Here is an 18,451-nt window from a genome sequence, read left to right on the forward strand (position 1 = left end):
AGTCGGAGTGGCTATAGGGTCGGACGGTCTTGCCGGATCGGATTTCGGCCCATGGTCCCGAATCGGTGTCGGGAAAAGGGGCGGGTTACCGGAAACAGTCGTCAGGTCGGGCCGCCGGCAGGCCTTTCCACTTTCCTTGACACCAGCACGGCACCGGCCGCCAGCAGGCCGAACTGGGCGAGTGCGATCGACGAGGTCAACCAGGAGAGCGCGGATAGCTCTCTATCGGAGTTCTCCCCGAGCGACTCCCGCTCGGCCTCGACATCTGCGATGGCGGCGGCGGTCGCGGCGCGGTACCGATCGAGCAGCCGGGATCCGTCGCCGAGAGCCTGCCGTGCCAGCCCTATCCCGATGATCAGATCCCCGCCCTGGTCGGCGATTCGACCCAATCCGACGCCCACTTCCTCGATCAGCGCCGCCTGCTCGCGGACCTGCTCGGGAAGGTTCTCGATGGATTCCGCGACGCCGGCGAGCGACTCGTCGAACGGTACGTCTGGATCGTAGGGCACTCCGACGATGCTGAGCGTTCCAAGGGTTCCATCGATGACGTCGGCCACCTGAATGAGGGCGGGCATGGCCTCTTGCAGGGATTCAACGATGCGCGGAAGGTCTTCTCCGCTGATCTCGGCCAGTTTGGACAATCCGTTCTCGGCGTCGTCGAGGGTGGCGATGGAATCGACGGCCGCATCCTCCACCGCCACCAGGCTGCCGGCCAGCCGTTCGACGATTGATGCCACGATCGCCACGGTGTCATCTGCGGTCCGGAGTGCTTCGGTGCTCGCGGCCAGCGATTCGTCGATGGCGGCAACGCGTTCGTCGGCGGCCGTCCGCAGCTGACCGGATGCGATGAGCACGGCAACGCCACCGAGCACCGCGGATAGCATCATGATCAGTCCGACGGTTCTCGACCATCCCATCACAAGGATGGTAACGGCCTCGACGAGCACTCCCCGGCTCCCCACAACTAACCTGCCGGGCAATGCCGGTACTGACCTCGATGCTCGACCAACGATCCGACGAGTACTCGTCCAACCGCGCCTCCATGGAGGAGAAGCTCTCGGAGTTCGAACAGCTGATGGCGACCTCCCGCCTGGGAGGTGGCGCGAAGTACGTCGCCCGGCACAAGGAGCGCGGCAAGTTGCTGGCCAGGGAGCGGATCGAGTTGCTGCTCGACCGCGATACCCCGTTCCTCGAACTCTCCTCGCTGGCCGGTTGGGGTACCGACTTCCCGATAGGTGGCAATCTCGTCTGCGGCATCGGAGTCGTATCCGGGGTGGAGGTGGCGATCAACGCCAACGACCCGACGAGCAGGGCAGGATCTTCGAATCCGATTTCCCTCGCCAAGAGTCTCCGGCTGCAGGACATCGTTCGCCAGAATCGCCTGCCCCTCATCAACCTCGTCGAATCGGGAGGGGCCGACCTGCCGACCCAGGCCGATGTCTTCCTGGCGGGAGGCAAGTGGTTCCGCAACCTCACCCAGCTATCGAAGCTGGGAATCCCGACGATCGCACTCGTCTTCGGCAACTCGACGGCCGGCGGCGCCTACGTGCCCGGCATGTCCGACTATGCGGTGATGGTCAAGGATCAGGCAAAGGTCTTCCTGGGTGGCCCGCCGCTCGTGAAGATGGCCACGGGTGAGGAGTCGACCGACGAGGAGTTGGGCGGCGCCGACATGCACTCCCGGATCTCGGGACTCTCCGACTACCTGGCGGCGGACGAACACGACGCACTCCGCATTGGACGCGAAATCGTCGCCCACCTCAACTGGCGCAAACTCGGCTACGGACCGAATCAGCCGTCCGACGAGCCGCTCTACGACGCCGACGATCTCCTGGGAATCGTCTCCGCCGACCTGAAGGTGCCGTTCGACATGCGAGAGGTGCTGGCACGCGTGCTCGATGGATCGCGATTCGACGAATACAAGATGGTGTACGGGACCTCGCTGGTGACCGGGTGGGGCTCCATCCATGGTTATCCGATCGGGGTCGTGGCAAACCAGCGCGGCGTCCTCTTCAGTGAAGAGGCACAGAAGGCGGCTGAGTTCATTCAACTCTGTAATCGCTACGACACCCCCATCATCTTCATCCACAACACGACCGGTTACATGGTGGGCAAGGAGTACGAGCAGGGCGGGATGATCAAAGACGGTGCCAAGATGGTGAACGCGGTGGCCAACAGCACGGTGCCTCACATTTCCCTGATGGCAGGGGCCTCCTACGGCGCGGGCAACTACGGCATGGCCGGCCGGGCATTCGACTCACGTTTCGTGTTCGGCTGGCCCGGCCACAAGGTGGCTGTGATGGGCGGGGAGCAGCTCGCCGGCGTGATGTCGATCATCGGCAGAGCCGGGGCTGAAGCCCGCGGCCAGGAGATCGACGAAGCGGCCGCGGAACTCAGCCGCCGGGCAATCGAAGATCAAATCGAGCGAGAGGCACTCGCCTACTACTCGACCGGCCGGGTTCGCGACGACGGAATCATCGATCCGCGCGATACGCGGACGGTCCTGGGCATTGCCCTCTCTGCTATTCATTCGGGACCGGTGCAGGGCACCGGCGAGTTCGGGGTGTTCCGGATGTGAAGAGGTTCAACCTCTCTTTTCGCGCGACAATCGGCCCCTATAGGGGAACATTTTCGCGCGAAAACGGGGGTGGAGGGCGGTGACACCGTTTGCCAAGATCCTGGTTGCCAACCGCGGTGAGATCGCCAGGCGGATCTTTCGTACCTGTCGCACGATGGGCATCTCCACCGTCGCCGTCTACTCGGATGCCGACCGGCTGGCCCCGTTCGTCGCAGAAGCAGACGAGGCACTCGAGCTCCCGGGCTCTGCCCCCTCGGACACCTACCTTCGCCAAGACCTGATCATCGAGGCGGCGCTGAAGGCGGGCGCCCAGGCGATCCACCCGGGGTACGGATTCCTCGCCGAGAACGCCGGGTTCGCCCAAGCGTGTGCGGATGCGGGAATCTGTTTCATCGGACCTCCGCCGTCCGCCATGGCCTCGATGGGTTCCAAGGTCGAGGCGAGACGGATCATGCTGGCCGCCGGAGTTCCGGTCGTGCCCGGTGTGGAGATCGCCGGCCGGAACGAGGAGGCAGTCGTCGGTGCGGCCACCGGTATCGGCTATCCGATCCTGGTCAAGGCGTCCGCCGGTGGAGGCGGCAAGGGCATGCGCATCGTGCGCGAACCCGCCGACCTCCGGGAGTCCATCGTCTCCGCCGCCCGGGAAGCGATGTCTGCCTTCGGCGACGACACGCTGTTCCTCGAGCGCTACATCGAGGAACCCCGGCACGTCGAGATCCAGGTGCTGAGCGACACTCAGGGAAACTTCGTCAGCCTGTTCGAGCGCGAGTGCTCGATCCAGCGCAGGCACCAGAAGATCATCGAGGAATCGCCCTCGCCTGCCGTGGATCAGGACCTCCGGGACCGCCTCGGTCGGGCCGCCACCGACGCCGCCGAGGCGGTTGGATATGTCGGAGCCGGGACGGTCGAGTTCCTGCTGGAACCGGGCGGCGAGTTCTTCTTCCTCGAGATGAACACGCGGCTCCAGGTGGAACACCCGGTCACCGAGCTGGTCACCGGGATCGATCTCGTTCGCGCCCAGATCCGGATAGCCGAAGGCCACCCCCTCGACCCGGAGGTTCTCGAGGCAACGACTCGGGGGCACGCAATCGAGGCGCGACTGTACGCAGAGGATCCCAGGCACGATTTCCTGCCGACCATCGGGACCCTGCACCGGTTCAACTTCGCCGACGAGGACTCCGACCGGGGACAACACTCCATTCTCCGCGTTGACTCGGGGGTCGAAGATGGATCAGAAGTGTCGATCCATTACGACCCGATGCTCGCCAAGGTGATCGCGCACGCTCCAACCAGGAGTGAGGCAGCGGGGCGGCTCGCAGCCGCACTGGCCCGAGCTGAAATTCATGGTCTCTACACCAACCGTGAACTCCTCGTCCGCATCCTCCGCCACCCGGAGTTCCTCACCGGCGACACCGACACCCACTTCCTGGACCGGCACGATCCGGCCCTCCTCGGAGCCCCGCTCGCCGACCCCGCCAGCGAACGACTCCACGCCATAGCCGCCGCGCTCGCCGGCCAGGTCGAGGCAAGGGCGGCAGCTTCCGTGCTCACCACCATCCCCTCCGGATGGCGGAACAGTCCTTCGCAGCTGCAGTCACTCACGTTTCGCGGCGACGGCGGGGATATCACAGTCGGCTATCAGTTCAACCGGGGCGGTCTGGAGGTCTGCCTCGGCGGCGACCCGGTGCCGGCCGTACTCCGCACGTGCACCGCCTCGAGCGTGCAAGTCGAGATAGACGGTGTGCTCAGGGTCTTCTCGACTCATCGGGTGGGCGAAACCTGGTACATAGACAGCGTGCTCGGCCATTCCGCCCTCACTCAGCTGCCTCGCTTCCCTGAGGCCACCAAGCACGAGGAACCCGGATCGATGCTGTCCCCGATGCCCGGCAAGGTGATCGGTATCTCGGTGGTTGAGGGCGACGCCGTCAGCCGGGGCCAGGTGCTCGTGATCATCGAGGCCATGAAGATGGAGCACTCGGTGCGCTCGCCGGCCGACGGGACCGTGGCATCGGTGAAGGTCAGGCAGGGAGACCAGGTGGAAGCCGATGAGGTGCTGATCGTCGTCGCGGAGAGCACTGAGGAGTAGGCGCTGGTTGCACGAGACCGCCGGGCGGGTACAAGGATTCCTTTCCGACTAGCCTCGCTGCCTGGAGGTAACGATGACCATCACTCTCGAATACTGCGCCCAATGAGGCTATCTGGACCGTGCGGTTCGCATGGTCGAGCAGATTCTCGCTGAGTTTCAACACCAAACGGAGAGCGTCGGCATCATTCCGTCCAAAGGCGGCGTGTTCGAGGTGGTGGTCGACGGAGATCTCATCTATTCGAAGAAAGCCACGGGCCGTCACACCGACTACGAAGAGGTGGGCGAACTGATCCGTGCCCGGATGCCTGCGCTGCCGGCGTCCGAGAACGATTGACCTCAGGGGCGCAGTCGATCCGGCCGCACTTCGGCCTCACGCAGACCTCCCCGTGTCATCCATGCGGGAAGCTCCTCATCGATGATCAGCGAGGTCGCCATTCGGGCCATGCCCGGCGAGGTCATGATCCCGAACCCGCCCTGGCCGGCCAGCCACACGAACTGCCGATCCTCCGGATCGGGCCCCACAACCGGCGCTCCGTCGGGCGCGAAGGTGCGTAGCCCCGCCCACGCACGGCGTATCGAGCGTATCTCGAGGGTCGTGGCGGCCTGAATCCGTTCGATACCGACCGCAACGTCGATCTCGTCGTGACGGACGTCGTGCGGATCCATCGGGGTCTGATCGGCCGGCGACCCCAGCAACTGAACTCCCTCGGGCTCGAAATAGAACTGCTCGTCGATGTCGATGACGGCCGGCCATCGCCGCACGTCGGTACCCTCCGGCGGGGCGAAGGTGAAGGCGGTCCTGCGCTTGGGCTGAAGTCCGATCGGCTCGATTCCGGCAAGTGCTGCGACCTGATCGGCCCAGGAGCCGGCCGCGTTGACGAGGACCTCGGCGCGGATGTCCTCGCCACCGGCCCGCACGGACCAACCGGCTCCGTCTCGCACGATGGCGCCGACCGGAGAGTCGGTCAGGACCTGACCGCGCCTGCGTTTGATACCGCGCAAGAATCCCTGCAGAAGGCTGTCGACGTCGATTGCACGGCCGTCTGGTTCGAGCACCGCTCTCTCGACGTAGCCGGGACGCAGGACCGGGCACAGCTCGCTCGCTTCGCTTCCGTCGATCAGGCGGACCGAAGGGATCTGCGATCTGGTCTCTTCGGCCGAGGCATCTACGGCTTCACTCTGATCGGGCCTTCCGATCAGCATGATCGGACGCGGCGAAACGAGCGGAACGTCGGTGAAACGGAAGGGAGGATCCTCGAGGAAATCGCGCCCTGCCGCCGTGATACTCCGGATGAGGGGCGTTTCCCATGCCTCGGTCAACAAAGCGGCCGACCTGCCCGTCGTGTGATGACCGCACTGCTTCTCGCGCTCGACGAGTATCACCGAACCGTGAGCCGCCAGTTCGTAACCGACCGATGCGCCGGCTATCCCACCCCCGACGATCAGGAACTCAGTGGTCAACATCTATTCAACCTCTCGTTATGGCGTAGAAGGCTATCGCGGCAGCTGCACCGACATTGAGCGAGTCCACACCGGCGCGCATGGGGATCGTCAGCCGTTCCTCGACCACGTCCAGCGTTGCCCGGGTCAGACCGGGCCCTTCTGCACCCAGCAGGAGGGCGACTCGCTCGTCGGCGGACGCTTGGAATTCGTCGATCGGGGTCGCGCCGGCGGCCGGGGTGAGGGCGACGATGCGGAAACCGTACCTCCGTGCCGGATCGAGACCGGGCGGCAAGTAGCCCACTCGTGCGTGTGGCAGGGAGAATGCTTCTCCCATCGCGACACGTAGAGCCCTCCGGTAGAGCGGGTCGCAACTCCGCGGGTCGAGCAACAGCGCATCGATGCCGAGACCTGCAGCCGACCGGACAATCACGCCCATGTTCGTGGGGTTCGTAACGTTCTCGAGAATCACCACGCGCCGGGATTCGGCGAGCAACTCTTCGGCCGGCGGGAGTTCCTTGCGGTAGAACACGGAGATGAGCCCGCGGTGCAGATGTATCCCGGTCACCTCATTGACAACCGCTCGACCTGCAAAATAGTGCGGGACGTCGCGAGGAACGGAGTCGGGGATGGGTTCGCCGCGCGTCGCGTCGATGAGGACCGACTTCAGCTCGAACCCTGCGCGCAAGGCGCGCTCGACGACGAGCGCGCCCTCGGCAATGAAGACGCCGGCCAGGTCCCCGCCCGGCGCCTCGCGTTGCCGGCGCAGCTGCTGATCTCGCAAGCCGATGTAGTCGAGAATACGTGGGTCGGCCGGATCGATGATGGAGACTTTCACGGCCAGCAGCGTACATCGTCGAGTAATAGGAGAAGAAGGTGGAAACGACCGCTCGGTTTAACGCCCTGGGAATCGTCGTCGCGAACATGGAACGCAGCCTTGCTTTCTACCGACTGCTCGGACTCCACGGCCCGGACGGATCGGAAGGAGAGGGTCACGTGGAGCTGAACCTCGCCAGAGGGCTGCGCCTGATGCTCGATACCGCCGATGTTGTCCGGTCGTTTTCCGAATGGGAACCACCCACGGGAGGCCATCGCATGGCCCTGGCGTTCCTGTGTCCATCACCTGCGGAAGTCGACGGACTGCACGCATCGCTGGTTGCGGCCGGGCACCGCAGCAAGGTAGACCCGTTCGATGCACCCTGGGGGCAGCGGTATGCCACCGTGCTCGATCCGGACGGCAATCCGGTGGATCTATTCGCCGCCCCGGACATCGGGTAGGGGCCCGGAAGGGCCTGCGATTGCCGGGGAGGACGGGGCGGACTCGGTCGACGTGGCGCGCAGACGTTCGACCACCTGGCTGCGCGCCCCGGGAGCACCGAACCCGGTTACCACGTCACCGTCCTGGAGAACGGTGTTGCCTTCCGGAATCAATACGGCCCGTCCGCGTCTCACGGCGACCAGTGTGCAACCGGGAGGCCAACGCACTTCCTTCAACTGGCGGCCGTCTGCCACGGATCCTGCCGGGACGTGGAACTCGAAGAACTCCGCGTCCGGCCGAGTCCAGATACGCTGCCGCTTCCGCTGGAGTTCGGCCTCGGTCGCCTCCGACAGGGCGTGGTGGTAGGCCTTGATCGCCGTCTCCCGCCGGAACATGCCGACGAGCTGCGTCGGGTCTTCTTCAGACACGACGGGAAGCCGTCCGACGCCGAGACTCGCCATCCGCTCCAATGCCAGCGAAACGGGCGTCGCCGGGGTAACCGTGAACGGGCGCGGTGTCATGGCGTCGGCAGCCTTCACCTGGTCCGACGGGCCGCCCGTCCGGGCGATGTCCGACACGGTGAGGATTCCAATCAGGCGGCCGTCGTCGTCGGCGACCGGCAGGCCGTGGTGACGATGCCGGTCGAGCACGGCCTGCACCTCACCGGTGGTCATCTGCGGCCGCAATACCTCGTCCCATGGGGTCATGACGTCGCCGACGGCCACCGTGTCGAGAAGGTCGACGTCGCTGGTGCGGAGCAGCCGGATCCCCCTGCGGACGAGCGGGATCGTATAGACGCTCTCTTTGTGAATGCGGTCTGCGATGACAGTCGCCAATGAAGTCGCCAGCATCAGAGGCAGGACGAGCCCGTAATCGCCGGTCAACTCGAAAACGATCAGAATCGAGGTGAGCGGAGCCCGTGCAACCGCGGCGAACATCGCCGCCATGCCGACAACGGCAAAAGCACCGGCTTCGAGCGTCGAGAACCCCCAGACCGGTCCGACGAGTGCGGCCAAACCCGCGCCGAGCGATGAGCCGATGAAGAGTGCGGGCATGAAGTGCCCGCCCGATGCTTGAGATCCCAACGTTCCCGCCGTCGCCAGGATCTTCAGCCCGACGAGGATGAGCAGAGTCCACCAGGCGACACCGAGCGGTGTACCGCCTACGAGTTCCTGAATGAAGCCCTGCCCCGTGCCGAGAATCCGTGGTTCGATGGTCACGATGACGGCCACCGGAACTCCCAGCGCGACGGGCCTCATCCATGGACGGGCCTCGAACTGCTGCACCGGTGAGTGCACGGAATCGAAGGCCTTCAGGAACAGGAAACCCACCGCGGCGGCTGCGACTCCCAACACCACATAGAGCATGAGCTCTGCCGGGTGGTCGACACTGTGAGAAGTTACCGACAGGATTCGCTCCTCCCCGACGATTGTGCGCGCAGTCACGGCCGCGGTCACCGATGCGATGACCACTGCATTGAGATGCCGAATGGCGAAGTTTCCGAGGATCACCTCCATCGCGAAAAGCATGCCGGCGATCGGGGCGTTGAACGTCGCTCCGATTCCGGCACCGGCACCGGCCGCCACCAGACTCCGCACCTGATCCTCACCAAGTCCGGAGTACCTGCCTATCGACGATCCGATCGCCGCGCCCACCATCACGGTCGGACCTTCCCGGCCGGCCGACCCTCCGCTGCCGATAGTGAGCGCGGTTGCCAGGATCTTCAGATAGCCGGCACGGGTCGGAACGTAGCCGGAGCGAACTGCCAATCCTGCCGTCGTCTCAGGCACACCGCTTCCGCGCAACTCGGGAAACCGCTGGGAGAGGGCCCAAGCGGCAAACAACCCGAGCGGAACGGTGAGCAGCGGAATGAACCTCCCCCAGGACAACGTCTCATCCATCCAGTCGACTCCATCGCGGATCAGCTCGATGCTCCCGATGAGTGCAGCACCCCCCAGCCCGGCCATGAGCCCGACAACGAGGGACAGGCCGATGAAGACGGCCGTCGTTTGCCGCCGGGCGATGGTACGCAGACGCTGCCTCACCGAGCTGAAACTAGTTGCACCGCTGCCCCGATTCGGTCCAGACTGACCCGATGGCTCTCTTCTCTTACGATCCGGCGCTGCTGGCCGTCTTCCCGACCATCAGGGCCGGCGTCGTCCACGCCGGCGGGCTCGTGAACGGGCCCAGTCCGGTCGACCTCCTGCAAGCCTTCGAGACGGAGCAACGGGCCACCATCGCCGGCATCGGAGGAACGCCTCTGGCGGACCTGCCCAGCCTGGCCGCTTGGCGCAGGGTCTTCAGTCGGTTCGGCGTGTCGCCGACTCAGTACCGGAGTGCTGCTGAGGCGCTCCTCAGGCGCCTGACGAAAGGCAGGGGCCTCCCTTCGATCAACCTGCTCGTCGATATCGCCAATCTGGTCAGCATCCGGTACCGCCTCCCGGTGGCCGTGTTTGATCAGGGCCCGATCGACGGAGCGACGGTGGTGCGCTTCGCAGACGGCGACGAGCGATTCACCGATCTGGGAACCCGGGAGTCCAGCCCGCCGGCGGCCGGGGAAGTGATATTCGTCGACGATGCCGGGTTGGTGAGCGCCAGGCGATGGTGCTGGAGGCAAAGCCTCGAGAGTGCCGCCGGGCCGGACACGACAGAAGTCCTGATGACGATCGAAGGCCACCACGACGGAGCGGCATCGGCGGTCGAGGCTGCCACCGGCGACCTCCTGGGACTGCTGGAACGGTTTGCCGCCCCGCTCTCGCTCTCCACGGCGCAGCTGTCGCCTGAGTACCCGCGGTTCCCGGAGCGGTAGTAGGAAGCCGGGCTGCGAGTCCGCGCCCGACCGGCTCGAAAGCGCGACACCCGGAGGGCTGCTACCGGCCGCGGGCGCGCAGCACTCTCCTGAGAATCTTGCCGGAGGCGGACTTGGGGATCTCATCGATGAACTCGAGCACCCGTATCTGCTTGTAGTGGGCGACGTGGCCCGCCACATGTTCCATGAGTTCCTCTGCGGTGACCTCCACGCCGGGTTTCGCCACGACGTAGGCCTTGGGTATCTCGCCGGCTTCCTCGTCGGGGAGCGGAACCACGGCAACATCCGCCACCGCAGGGTGGGCAAGCAGAAGCGCCTCCAACTCGGCAGGGGGTACCTGAAAACCCTTGTACTTGATCAGTTCCTTGAGCCGGTCGACTATGAAGTAGTGCCCGTCCTCATCGAGGTGACCGATATCGCCGGTATGGAGCCATCCGGCCGGGTCGATGGTGGCCGCCGTCGCATCGGGGTTGTTGAGGTATCCCTTCATCACCTGTGGTCCGCGAATCCAGATCTCCCCGTCTTCCCCGATGTCGAGATCTGCCCCCGTGCCGGGCTCGACGATTCTGCACTCCGTGTTCGGAAGCAAGAGTCCGATCGACCCCGGTTTGAATCGGCCGCTCGGAGTCGCGTGGGTGACGGGACTCGTCTCGGTCAGACCGTATCCCTGCACGACCTCACAGCCGATGCGCGCCGCCGCCTCGGCGGCCAGTTCTGCTCCGAGCGGTGCCGCACCTGAGAGGACCTGGCGAGCCGCCGAGAGGTCGAAGTCGTCGACCATCGGATGCTTCGCCAGTGCGAGAACTATCGGAGGAACGAGGTAGTAGCGGGTCACCCGATAGTCCTGGCCGATTTGTAGGAACTGAGCGAGGTCGAAGCGGGGCATTGTGACCAGGGTCGTTCCCTGGGCGAGCGCGCCGTTCATCAGAACCTGCATGCCGTATATGTGAAAGAACGGGAGGATGCCGATTCCAACGTCGTCCGAAGAGACTGCGAGTGCGATCTGGCTCTGCTCGAGGTTGGCGACGAGATTGCGATGGGTCAGCATGACGCCCTTGGGCAGGCCGGTCGTCCCGCTCGAATACGGCAGCACGACGACGTCGCTGGATGGATCGACGGGGGCATGCTCCGCCAGCGGTTCGCCGAGCAGGTCGCCGAGCGGTGGAGCACCGTCGGTCTGGTCGATCGTGTAGACCTGTTCGATACCGGCCCCCGCCGCGGCCTCCCTGGCCGTATCGAGGAACATGCCGATCGAGACGAGGTAGGAAGCGCCGGAGTCCTCCAACTGGTATTGCGCTTCCTCGGCCGTATACGTCGGGTTGATCGTGGTCACGGTTCCACCGGCCATGGCGGCACCGTGAAACGCCACTGCGTATTCCGGGAGATTCGGGGCCAGGATGGCCAGCACATCGCCCTTTCCGAACCCACGAGCCCTGAGGCCGCCGGCCAGAGCCCGGATGGCGTGGCTCACCTGTCCGAATGTGAGCGTTCTTCCGGTCGGTCCGTCGATCAGTGCCGCCTTTTGCTGATTGGCATCGGCGACGCGCAACACGTACGTGGTGATGGGGATGTCGGGTACGGCAATGTCGGGAAACCGGCTGGTATAGATCATTCTGAGCTCCTCGAGAACGGCGCAACCATCTTTGCACTTAGTTGCGCCTTCCTCCACGCCGCCGGAGGTATCTAGTCATTCCGGGTGAATTGTCAATGGGTATCGCGAATCCGAGAGCGCCGACCGACAGGGATCTCGTACGAACGAGAGATCCCTTCACCCGGGGCGGGTGAATAGAGCCGATCTTGCCGGGCCGGCAAGATCGGCTCTTTGGTGTGCGGCCATCACCCGGAAGGGAGCAAGCATCTTCGATCCAGCGGGCAGCCGAGAGTGTTCAGTTGTCCGCTGCCCCGAAGAGGATGCGTCCGTCCACTTCCACCCGCTCGACTTCGCCGAGCAAGCGGAGATGCTCGAGGTGTGCGAAAGTCTCACTCTCGGCCATGAAACCCATAAGACGTTTGGGAAACAGTTCGCCGGCCATGCTCTGAACGGTCATGGGTTCCGAAGCATCGATGACCGCTCGCAGCTGATCGAGTCGTTGCTCATGGTGTTCTGTTATCGAGGCGGCCCGCCCGGCCAGGTCGGTGATCGGGTTCCCGTGGGCCGGAAGCACGACTGAGACACCCGGCAGCGCGACCGTCTTGGCGAGGCTCTCCACGTACTCGGCAAGGGGATCCGGGCCTGCGCCGATTCCGGCAATGTGCGGGGTAATGGTCGGCAACACGTGATCGCCGCTGAACAGGACTCCGGTCGCAGGTTCGAACCAGCACAGGTGATCGATGGTATGTCCCGGAGTGTGAACAGTCTGCAGAATGCGGTTTCCCAGCACGAGATGCTCACCATCGGAGAGGCGCCTGGTCGGTGTCGGGCTGCGGAACATGCGATGCGCCATGTTGCGCATCCACCAGGCGCGCACCCGGCGGCCGGTTGGAAGCCGGTCGGATGTTCCATGCCACGGCATTCGACCCAGGCGGGCAGCTTGATGCCGGTCACGCATCTCGTCGTCGAGGATCGCCTCGGTGTGGTTGTCGGGGGTCCACCAGATCTGAAACGAGTTGTGGGCCAGCACATCGGCCCCGGCAACATCTGCGATTCTCGCCGCGTTGCCGAAATGGTCCGGATGTGAGTGCGTGATCATGATGGTGTGCACGCGACGCAGCGGCACGCCCGCCGCTTTCATTCCGGACCGGACCGCCGCCCACCCCGCTCTGCCGGGTAGACCCGTATCGATGACGGCCGCGCCGCGCTCATCCTCGAGGACGTACATGTTGGTGTGCCCGAGTCCGGTGAAGTTGATCGGAAGCTGCACCCTGATGACGCCCGGAGCGACCTCCTTGACCTCGCGCGAGGCGGGAAGGGCCTCCTGCTTCATCAGTAGGACTTCGGCAGTCCGAGGGAATGCTGGGCGACGAAGTTGAGAATCATCTCTCGGCTGATGGGCGCGGTGCGGAGAAGACGGACGTTGCCCCACAAGTCGGCGAGACCGTATTCGGAGCTGAGTCCGTTGCCGCCGTGGGTCTGTATGGCCAGGTCGAGGGCTTCCATCGCCGCTTCGCCGATTGCGTACTTAGCCATGTTGGCCGCTTCGGCGGCATCGTGGCCGTTGTCGTACTGCCAGGCAGCTTTGTAGATCATCAGCCTGGCGAGCTCTACCTCCACCTTTGCCTTGGCCAGGGGATGGGCGATGCCCTGGTGGGTTCCGATGGGGACGTCCCACACCTTTCGCTCACGGGCGTACGCCGCCGCCTTGTCGAGAGCGTACCGGCCGAGGCCGGCCCCGATCGCCGCGCCTGTGATCCTCTCCGGATTGAGTCCCTGGAATACCTGCCGGAGCCCGTCGCCTTCCGTGCCGACCAGTCGATCGGCCGGGACTTCGACATTGTCGAAGAACAGCGTGTATTGATTCTCCGGTGAAACCATCTCCATGTCGATCTTCTGCATGGTGAGGCCGGGCGTGTCCACCGCGACCACGAACAGCGACAGTTGTGCCTTGCCGGTGGTCTCATCGGTTCCCGTCCTGGTCACGACGAGGACGTCGTCGGCTTCATCGACCGCCGAGATGTAGTACTTCTGACCGTTGAGCCGGTAGACATCTCCGTCGCGTTTGGCGGTGGTGGACAAGCGATGCGAGTTCGAGCCGGCATCGGGTTCGGTGATGGCGAAAGCGATGCGCCGCTCGCCGGAGGCTATTCCGGGAAGCCACCTCTGCTTCTGACCGTCGGTCCCGAACTTGGTGATGATCGAACCGGCGATCGCCGGTGAGACGATGAGTATCAGCAGGGGCAGCCCTTGAACTGCGAGTTCCTCGCAGACGATCGAGAGTTCATAGATCCCCATCCCCCCGCCGCCGTACTCCTCAGGGATGTTGACCCCTATGAAACCACCGGCGGAAAGCGCTTCCCACAGCTCTTCGACCTTCTCGCCCCGCCGCCCTCGCTCGGCGTAGTACTCGTGACCGAAGCCGCCTGCGATATCGGCAATCGCCTGCCGCAGCATCGTTTGCTCTTGAGTCTCCAGGAAGTCCACGAAAACCGCCTCCTCATGTTTTGGCGAAGGGTAGACGGTCCCCCGCCGGTCGAACCCGTGCAGAAACCGGAGTCGGCTCCTCCCTGCCGCGTCTCACCTATGTCGCCCCGCCCAGTCGGCAAACGCCTCCAGAGCTTCCGGGTTGGCCATCGCGTCGGTCCGTGCCGCCTTCTCGACGGGCAGCCCGGCAAGGATACGCTTCACCGGAACCTCCATCTTCTTGCCGTTCAGGGTGCGGGGAACGTCGGCTATCCGATGAATCTCGTCGGGAACGTGTCGTGGAGACAGCTCGGTGCGGATGGCCGACTTGAGCCTCTCCCGGAGATCGGGGGTCAAATCGTGGCCGGTCCTCATGACGACGAACAGCAGCAGACTGTCCTCCCTGCCCAGTTGGCCGGTATCGATGACGAGGCTGTCCTCTATCTCGGTGAATCCATCGACGACCCGGTAGAACTCACTGGTACCGGTTCTGACGCCGCCCCGGTTGAGGGTCGAATCCGATCGCCCGTAAACCACGCACCTCCCGTCCGGTGCGATCTTTATCCAGTCGCCATGGCGCCAGACACCCGGGAACATTTCGAAGTAGCTCGATCGGTAGCTCTCTCCATCCGGATCATTCCAGAAGAAGACGGGCATAGACGGCATCGGCGCAGTCACCGCCAGCTCGCCCACCTCATCGACTACCGGTCGTCCTTCAACGTCGAATGCCTCCACCGCGGCCCCGAGATAGCGGCACTGTATTTCGCCGGCCCTGACCGGAAGCAAGGGGCACGAGCCGATGAACGCCGCACAAAGATCGGTGCCGCCGCTGACCGATCCGAGGAGCACATCGTCGTTCACCCGCTCGTAGACCCAGACGAATCCCTCCGGGGACAGCGGGGCACCGGTCGAGCCGACGCTGCGCAACATCGATAGGTCGTAGCTCTGCCCGGGATCGAGGTCGGCTTTGAGGCATGCGTGGATGAACGGAGCCGAAGTCCCGAAGTAGGTCACTTTCAAACGCTCGGCCATTCGCCACAGGGCGTCGAGGTCCGGATAGCCGGGACTGCCGTCGTACAAGACGATCGTGGAGCCCACCAGCAGGCCGGACACGAGGTAGTTCCACATCATCCACCCGGTCGACGTGTACCAGAAGAACCGGTCGGACTCTCCGAGGTCCATTTGCAGGCTCAGATCCTTGAGGTGTTGAAGGAGAATCCCTCCTTGCGGGTGCACGATCGGCTTGGGCAGACCTGTGGTACCGGACGAGTACAGCACCCAGAGCGGGTGATCGAACGGGACTCGCTCGAAGCTCAGTGGTTCGGGATCCGCGGTCAGTGCTTCCCAACTCAAGGTGTCCGCCGGACGATCCAGTCCCAAACGGCTCAGGATCACGGTGGCCGCCAGGGACGGTAATCGCCCCCGTACCTGCTCAACGACGTCGAGGCGGTCGAACGCTCTTCCCCCGAATCGGTAGCCGTCTACGGATACCAGGACCTTGGGCTCGATCTGCTCGAAACGGTGGGCGATTGCTCCGAGCCCGAACTCGGGCGAGCAGCTCGACCAGACGGCACCGAGACTGGCAGTGGCCAGGAAGGCCACCAGGGTCTCCGGAATGTTCGGCATCAAGGCGGCCACACGGTCGCCTTTGCCGACTCCGAGCCGGCGAAGTCCGGCGGCCGCAGCCGCCACACGATCGGCCAGTTCCGCGTAAGTCAACTTCTCCACGGCGCCGCTCTCGTCCGTGGCGATCACGGCCGTGTGATCATCCCGTCTCGAGAGGGCACGTTCGGCGTAGTTGAGCCGGGCTCCCTCGAACCACCTGGCCCCGGGCATCGTGGCGTCGCCCAGGACCCGCTCGTAGGAGGAGTCGATTCCGAAGTACTCCCACAGCGCCCCCCAAAAAGCCTCGAGATCGGCCACCGACCACTCCCACAGAGCCCCGTAGTCGCTGAAATCGAGTCCGCGGGCGCGGCGGAGCCAGGCAAGGAACCCGGTGAGGTTGGAGGCTGCGCGGCGTTCGTCCGAGGGTTCCCACAAGACCGTCCCTTCGGTGACATCCGCGCGCATGGGCGGAGGCTAGTAAACGGCACCGTGAAAATTCTCATCGCCGACCTGTTGGGTCGTCGGATGTGCGCGTAGGCTCGGCAGCGGCCGACCAATACGGAGGTTCCCGGAATGCGACCCGTGTACGCACTGTCTGGTGGTGTATCCAAGTTCGCCAAAGCCAGACCCGACAAGACCTTTCAGGCAATTGTCAAAGAGGCCTACGACTACGCCATCGCCGACATCGGCATCGACTTCCCGGCCTTCACGAGAGCGGTGGACGGTTCGGTGGCTTCCTACTTCTCGGATCACTTCTCACGCCAACTGATGGCGGGCATCATGGCCCAGGACTATCTGGGACTCGTGCCCAAGCCGTCGCATCGGGTGGAGGGCGGCGGTGCCACGGGAGGCCTGTGCTTCCAGGAGGCTTGGAAGTCGATTGCGTCCGGACACATGGATGTGTGCGCGGCGTACGGTTTTGAGACCATGAGCCACGTCGAGACCTGGAAGGGAAACGAGTTCATCGCACTGGCCTCGGATGTGTCCTGGGACTATCCGGTCGGGGGCTTCTACTCGGGCTACTACGCCATGATGGTGACCCGCCACATGAAGGAGTACGGCACGACCGTCGAGCAGATGGCGGCCGTCTCGGTCAAGAACCATCTCAACGCGTACCACAATCCGTACGCGCAGAAACGCAACCGGTACACCATCGAGGATGTCCGCAACTCGCCGATGGTGGCCTGGCCGCTGACGCGGCTGGACATCTGCGTAATGTCCGACGGGGCGGCGGCCGTGATCTTCGCTTCCGAAGACGGCATCGAAAGGCTGGAAGCCGCCGGAGCCGAGATCCCCCGGCCGCTGGTGCAGGTGACCGGCATCGGTCGCGGTACCGACGCCATGCGCATGTCGGATCGCCCGCACGTCGACTACGAGACTTTCATGCAGGACTACGCAACAGACCAGGAGAGGTCTTCCGAGGACACTCGCAACCACTATCGCTCTCTGTGGGACCGCGGCACCCGTTATCCGGGCGTCCACTCTTTCCGGGCCGGGCGGACCGCCGGCAATATGGCCTACAGGCATGCGGGGATCACAGATCCCCTCGAAGAGCTCGATTTCGTGGAACTCCACGATGCCTACACATCGAGCGAAATCCAGACGTATGAGGACCTTGGTCTGTGCCGCTACGGCGAGGGAGGGGAGTTTGCCGCCTCCGGCAAGGCGTTCATGCCCGGCATCGAATACGGACTCGACCTGACCTCCGACCCGGTGTGCCCGGTCAATCCGTCCGGAGGCCTGATTGCCTGCGGCCACCCGGTCGGAGCCACCGGACTGATGCAGGGGGTGTTCGCCATCTGGCAACTCCAGAACACGATCGGCAAGCACTTCGGAGACGAGACTCTCCAGGTCTCAGACGCCCGCCGGGGTGCCATTCACTCGCATGCTGGAACGGGCACCTACGTCACCGTCAGCATTCTGGAAAGGGAGGGAAACCGATGAGCGACGCACGTCGAGAAGAGACACTGGGCGGCTTCGTCGTCCATGGAGTTCCTTTCCCGGTCGAGACCGACCCGGACGCGCTGGCCTTCCTCAAGCGGATGACTCCGATCCAGATCGAACAGCAGTACTCGATCACCTATCTGCACTCGTACGGACAGGACAGCCCCTGGTTCGCCGGTGCGTCCAACAAGAGGCTGCTGGCCTCGCGGGAACCCGACTCGGGATACGCCTACGCCACTCCGCGCGGCCACGACATGTACACCGGGCGGGAAACCGAGTGGATCGATGTAACGGACCGCACGGCGACCGTGCACGCCTTCACGGTGTGCTATTTCGGGTCGGAGGAGTTCCTGCCCGATACGCCTTTCGTGCTGGCGCTGATCGAGTATGAAGGCGTGAACACGTTGTTCCTCACGAGGCTGATCGGCCTGGATCACACGCAGGCGTCACTCGAGTGGATAGGAAGGGAAGTGCAACCCCGCTTCCTGAGAAACAGCAAGCTGAAACCGACCGACGTCTACTTCGTGCCTGCCTGACGGAACCGATGGCCGGCGCCGGGAGTGCAGGTTCTCTCGGCCTAGACCCGGAGCATCTAGAAGGGCACATCATCGATGGGAGTTGAACCGGTTCTGCGCAGGGGAGTCACTCGTAACATGCGGTTCGCGACCTGGAGG

15 protein-coding genes are annotated in these 18,451 nt (G+C 64.4%); 7 read left to right on the forward strand and 8 right to left on the reverse strand.

The genetic code is table 11. The annotated features are described in order from the left end of the window. Positions 1 to 101: 101 nt before the first annotated feature. Positions 102 to 917 (reverse strand): hypothetical protein, encoded by an 816-nt coding sequence (locus tag VLT15_13805; protein ID HSR46288.1) that lies wholly within the window; start codon positions 915 to 917, stop codon positions 102 to 104. Positions 918 to 979: 62 nt separating this feature from the next. Here VLT15_13805 and VLT15_13810 point away from each other — a divergent pair, with 62 nt between their 5' ends. The 3 genes from VLT15_13810 to VLT15_13820 all read left to right on the forward strand — a co-directional run bounded on the left by VLT15_13810 (position 980) and on the right by VLT15_13820 (position 4,998). Beyond that, the gene (locus VLT15_13810; protein ID HSR46289.1) at positions 980 to 2,578 is read left to right on the forward strand and encodes a carboxyl transferase domain-containing protein; all 1,599 of its coding nucleotides are present in this window, start codon (positions 980 to 982) and stop codon (positions 2,576 to 2,578) included. Between the two features lie 79 nt (positions 2,579 to 2,657). Further along, positions 2,658 to 4,664 carry a biotin carboxylase N-terminal domain-containing protein gene (locus VLT15_13815; protein HSR46290.1) on the forward strand — a complete coding sequence of 669 codons (2,007 nt, stop codon included), beginning with the start codon at positions 2,658 to 2,660 and terminating at the stop codon, positions 4,662 to 4,664. Positions 4,665 to 4,776: 112 nt separating this feature from the next. Beyond that, entirely contained in the window at positions 4,777 to 4,998 is a 222-nt protein-coding gene (locus tag VLT15_13820) for an Rdx family protein (GenBank protein HSR46291.1), read from the forward strand. A 2-nt stretch (positions 4,999 to 5,000) separates the two neighbouring features. On the opposite strand, the gene VLT15_13825 is transcribed toward VLT15_13820, so the two are convergent. Together VLT15_13825 and VLT15_13830 are read right to left on the reverse strand one after the other, a co-directional pair. Next, positions 5,001 to 6,128, reverse strand: a complete 1,128-nt coding sequence (locus VLT15_13825; protein HSR46292.1) for an FAD-binding oxidoreductase — start codon at positions 6,126 to 6,128, stop codon at positions 5,001 to 5,003. A gap of 4 nt (positions 6,129 to 6,132) precedes the next feature. Continuing rightward, positions 6,133 to 6,948, reverse strand: coding sequence for an RNA methyltransferase (locus VLT15_13830; GenBank protein HSR46293.1), 816 nt, complete (start codon positions 6,946 to 6,948; stop codon positions 6,133 to 6,135). A gap of 32 nt (positions 6,949 to 6,980) precedes the next feature. On the opposite strand from VLT15_13830, the gene VLT15_13835 reads away from it, so the two are divergent. Further along, positions 6,981 to 7,382, forward strand: coding sequence for a VOC family protein (locus VLT15_13835; GenBank protein HSR46294.1), 402 nt, complete (start codon positions 6,981 to 6,983; stop codon positions 7,380 to 7,382). Here the strand turns inward: VLT15_13835 and VLT15_13840 are convergent. Next, positions 7,356 to 9,407: a chloride channel protein gene (locus VLT15_13840; protein HSR46295.1), complete on the reverse strand. Its 2,052-nt coding sequence runs from the start codon at positions 9,405 to 9,407 to the stop codon at positions 7,356 to 7,358. The genes VLT15_13835 and VLT15_13840 overlap by 27 nt on opposite strands. Positions 9,408 to 9,457: 50 nt before the next feature. Between VLT15_13840 and VLT15_13845 the strand changes: the two genes are divergently transcribed. Then, positions 9,458 to 10,171 (forward strand): phenylalanine--tRNA ligase beta subunit-related protein, encoded by a 714-nt coding sequence (locus VLT15_13845; protein ID HSR46296.1) that lies wholly within the window; start codon positions 9,458 to 9,460, stop codon positions 10,169 to 10,171. A gap of 61 nt (positions 10,172 to 10,232) precedes the next feature. On the opposite strand, the gene VLT15_13850 is transcribed toward VLT15_13845, so the two are convergent. From VLT15_13850 to VLT15_13865, 4 genes are all read right to left on the reverse strand, one after another. After that, positions 10,233 to 11,783, reverse strand: a complete 1,551-nt coding sequence (locus tag VLT15_13850) for a 4-coumarate--CoA ligase family protein (protein HSR46297.1) — start codon at positions 11,781 to 11,783, stop codon at positions 10,233 to 10,235. A gap of 274 nt (positions 11,784 to 12,057) precedes the next feature. Continuing rightward, positions 12,058 to 13,095, reverse strand: a complete 1,038-nt coding sequence (locus VLT15_13855; GenBank protein ID HSR46298.1) for an MBL fold metallo-hydrolase — start codon at positions 13,093 to 13,095, stop codon at positions 12,058 to 12,060. Then, a complete protein-coding gene (locus tag VLT15_13860) occupies positions 13,095 to 14,249 on the reverse strand; it encodes an acyl-CoA dehydrogenase family protein (GenBank protein HSR46299.1) in 1,155 nt (384 codons plus the stop codon). The genes VLT15_13855 and VLT15_13860 overlap by 1 nt, the downstream gene beginning before the upstream one ends. A 93-nt stretch (positions 14,250 to 14,342) precedes the next feature. Then, complete coding sequence (locus VLT15_13865) at positions 14,343 to 16,298, reverse strand: acetoacetate--CoA ligase (GenBank protein HSR46300.1); 1,956 nt, start codon at positions 16,296 to 16,298, stop codon at positions 14,343 to 14,345. A 108-nt stretch (positions 16,299 to 16,406) separates the two neighbouring features. Here VLT15_13865 and VLT15_13870 point away from each other — a divergent pair, with 108 nt between their 5' ends. Together VLT15_13870 and VLT15_13875 are read left to right on the forward strand one after the other, a co-directional pair. Next, positions 16,407 to 17,777, forward strand: coding sequence for a thiolase domain-containing protein (locus VLT15_13870; GenBank protein HSR46301.1), 1,371 nt, complete (start codon positions 16,407 to 16,409; stop codon positions 17,775 to 17,777). Then, positions 17,774 to 18,313 carry an OB-fold domain-containing protein gene (locus tag VLT15_13875; GenBank protein ID HSR46302.1) on the forward strand — a complete coding sequence of 180 codons (540 nt, stop codon included), beginning with the start codon at positions 17,774 to 17,776 and terminating at the stop codon, positions 18,311 to 18,313. Before VLT15_13870 ends, VLT15_13875 begins: the two co-directional genes overlap by 4 nt. Positions 18,314 to 18,451: the final 138 nt, after the last annotated feature.

The organism is Acidimicrobiia bacterium (assembly GCA_035471805.1).
In the GTDB taxonomy this organism is placed as follows: Bacteria; Actinomycetota; Acidimicrobiia; order Spongiisociales; family JAHEDJ01; genus JAHEDJ01.

Bases quoted from the DNA above. Each gene is read 5' to 3' on its own strand.
- VLT15_13865 (HSR46300.1), bottom strand. From the start codon at position 16,298: ATGCGCGCGGATGTCACCGAAGGGACGGTCTTGTGGGAACCCTCGGAC.
- VLT15_13810 (HSR46289.1), top strand. From the start codon at position 980: ATGCCGGTACTGACCTCGATGCTCGACCAACGATCCGACGAGTACTCG.
- VLT15_13825 (HSR46292.1), bottom strand. From the start codon at position 6,128: ATGTTGACCACTGAGTTCCTGATCGTCGGGGGTGGGATAGCCGGCGCA.
- VLT15_13805 (HSR46288.1), bottom strand. From the start codon at position 917: ATGGGATGGTCGAGAACCGTCGGACTGATCATGATGCTATCCGCGGTG.
- VLT15_13875 (HSR46302.1), top strand. From the start codon at position 17,774: ATGAGCGACGCACGTCGAGAAGAGACACTGGGCGGCTTCGTCGTCCAT.
- VLT15_13870 (HSR46301.1), top strand. From the start codon at position 16,407: ATGCGACCCGTGTACGCACTGTCTGGTGGTGTATCCAAGTTCGCCAAA.
- VLT15_13855 (HSR46298.1), bottom strand. From the start codon at position 13,095: ATGAAGCAGGAGGCCCTTCCCGCCTCGCGCGAGGTCAAGGAGGTCGCT.
- VLT15_13850 (HSR46297.1), bottom strand. From the start codon at position 11,783: ATGATCTATACCAGCCGGTTTCCCGACATTGCCGTACCCGACATCCCC.
- VLT15_13845 (HSR46296.1), top strand. From the start codon at position 9,458: ATGGCTCTCTTCTCTTACGATCCGGCGCTGCTGGCCGTCTTCCCGACC.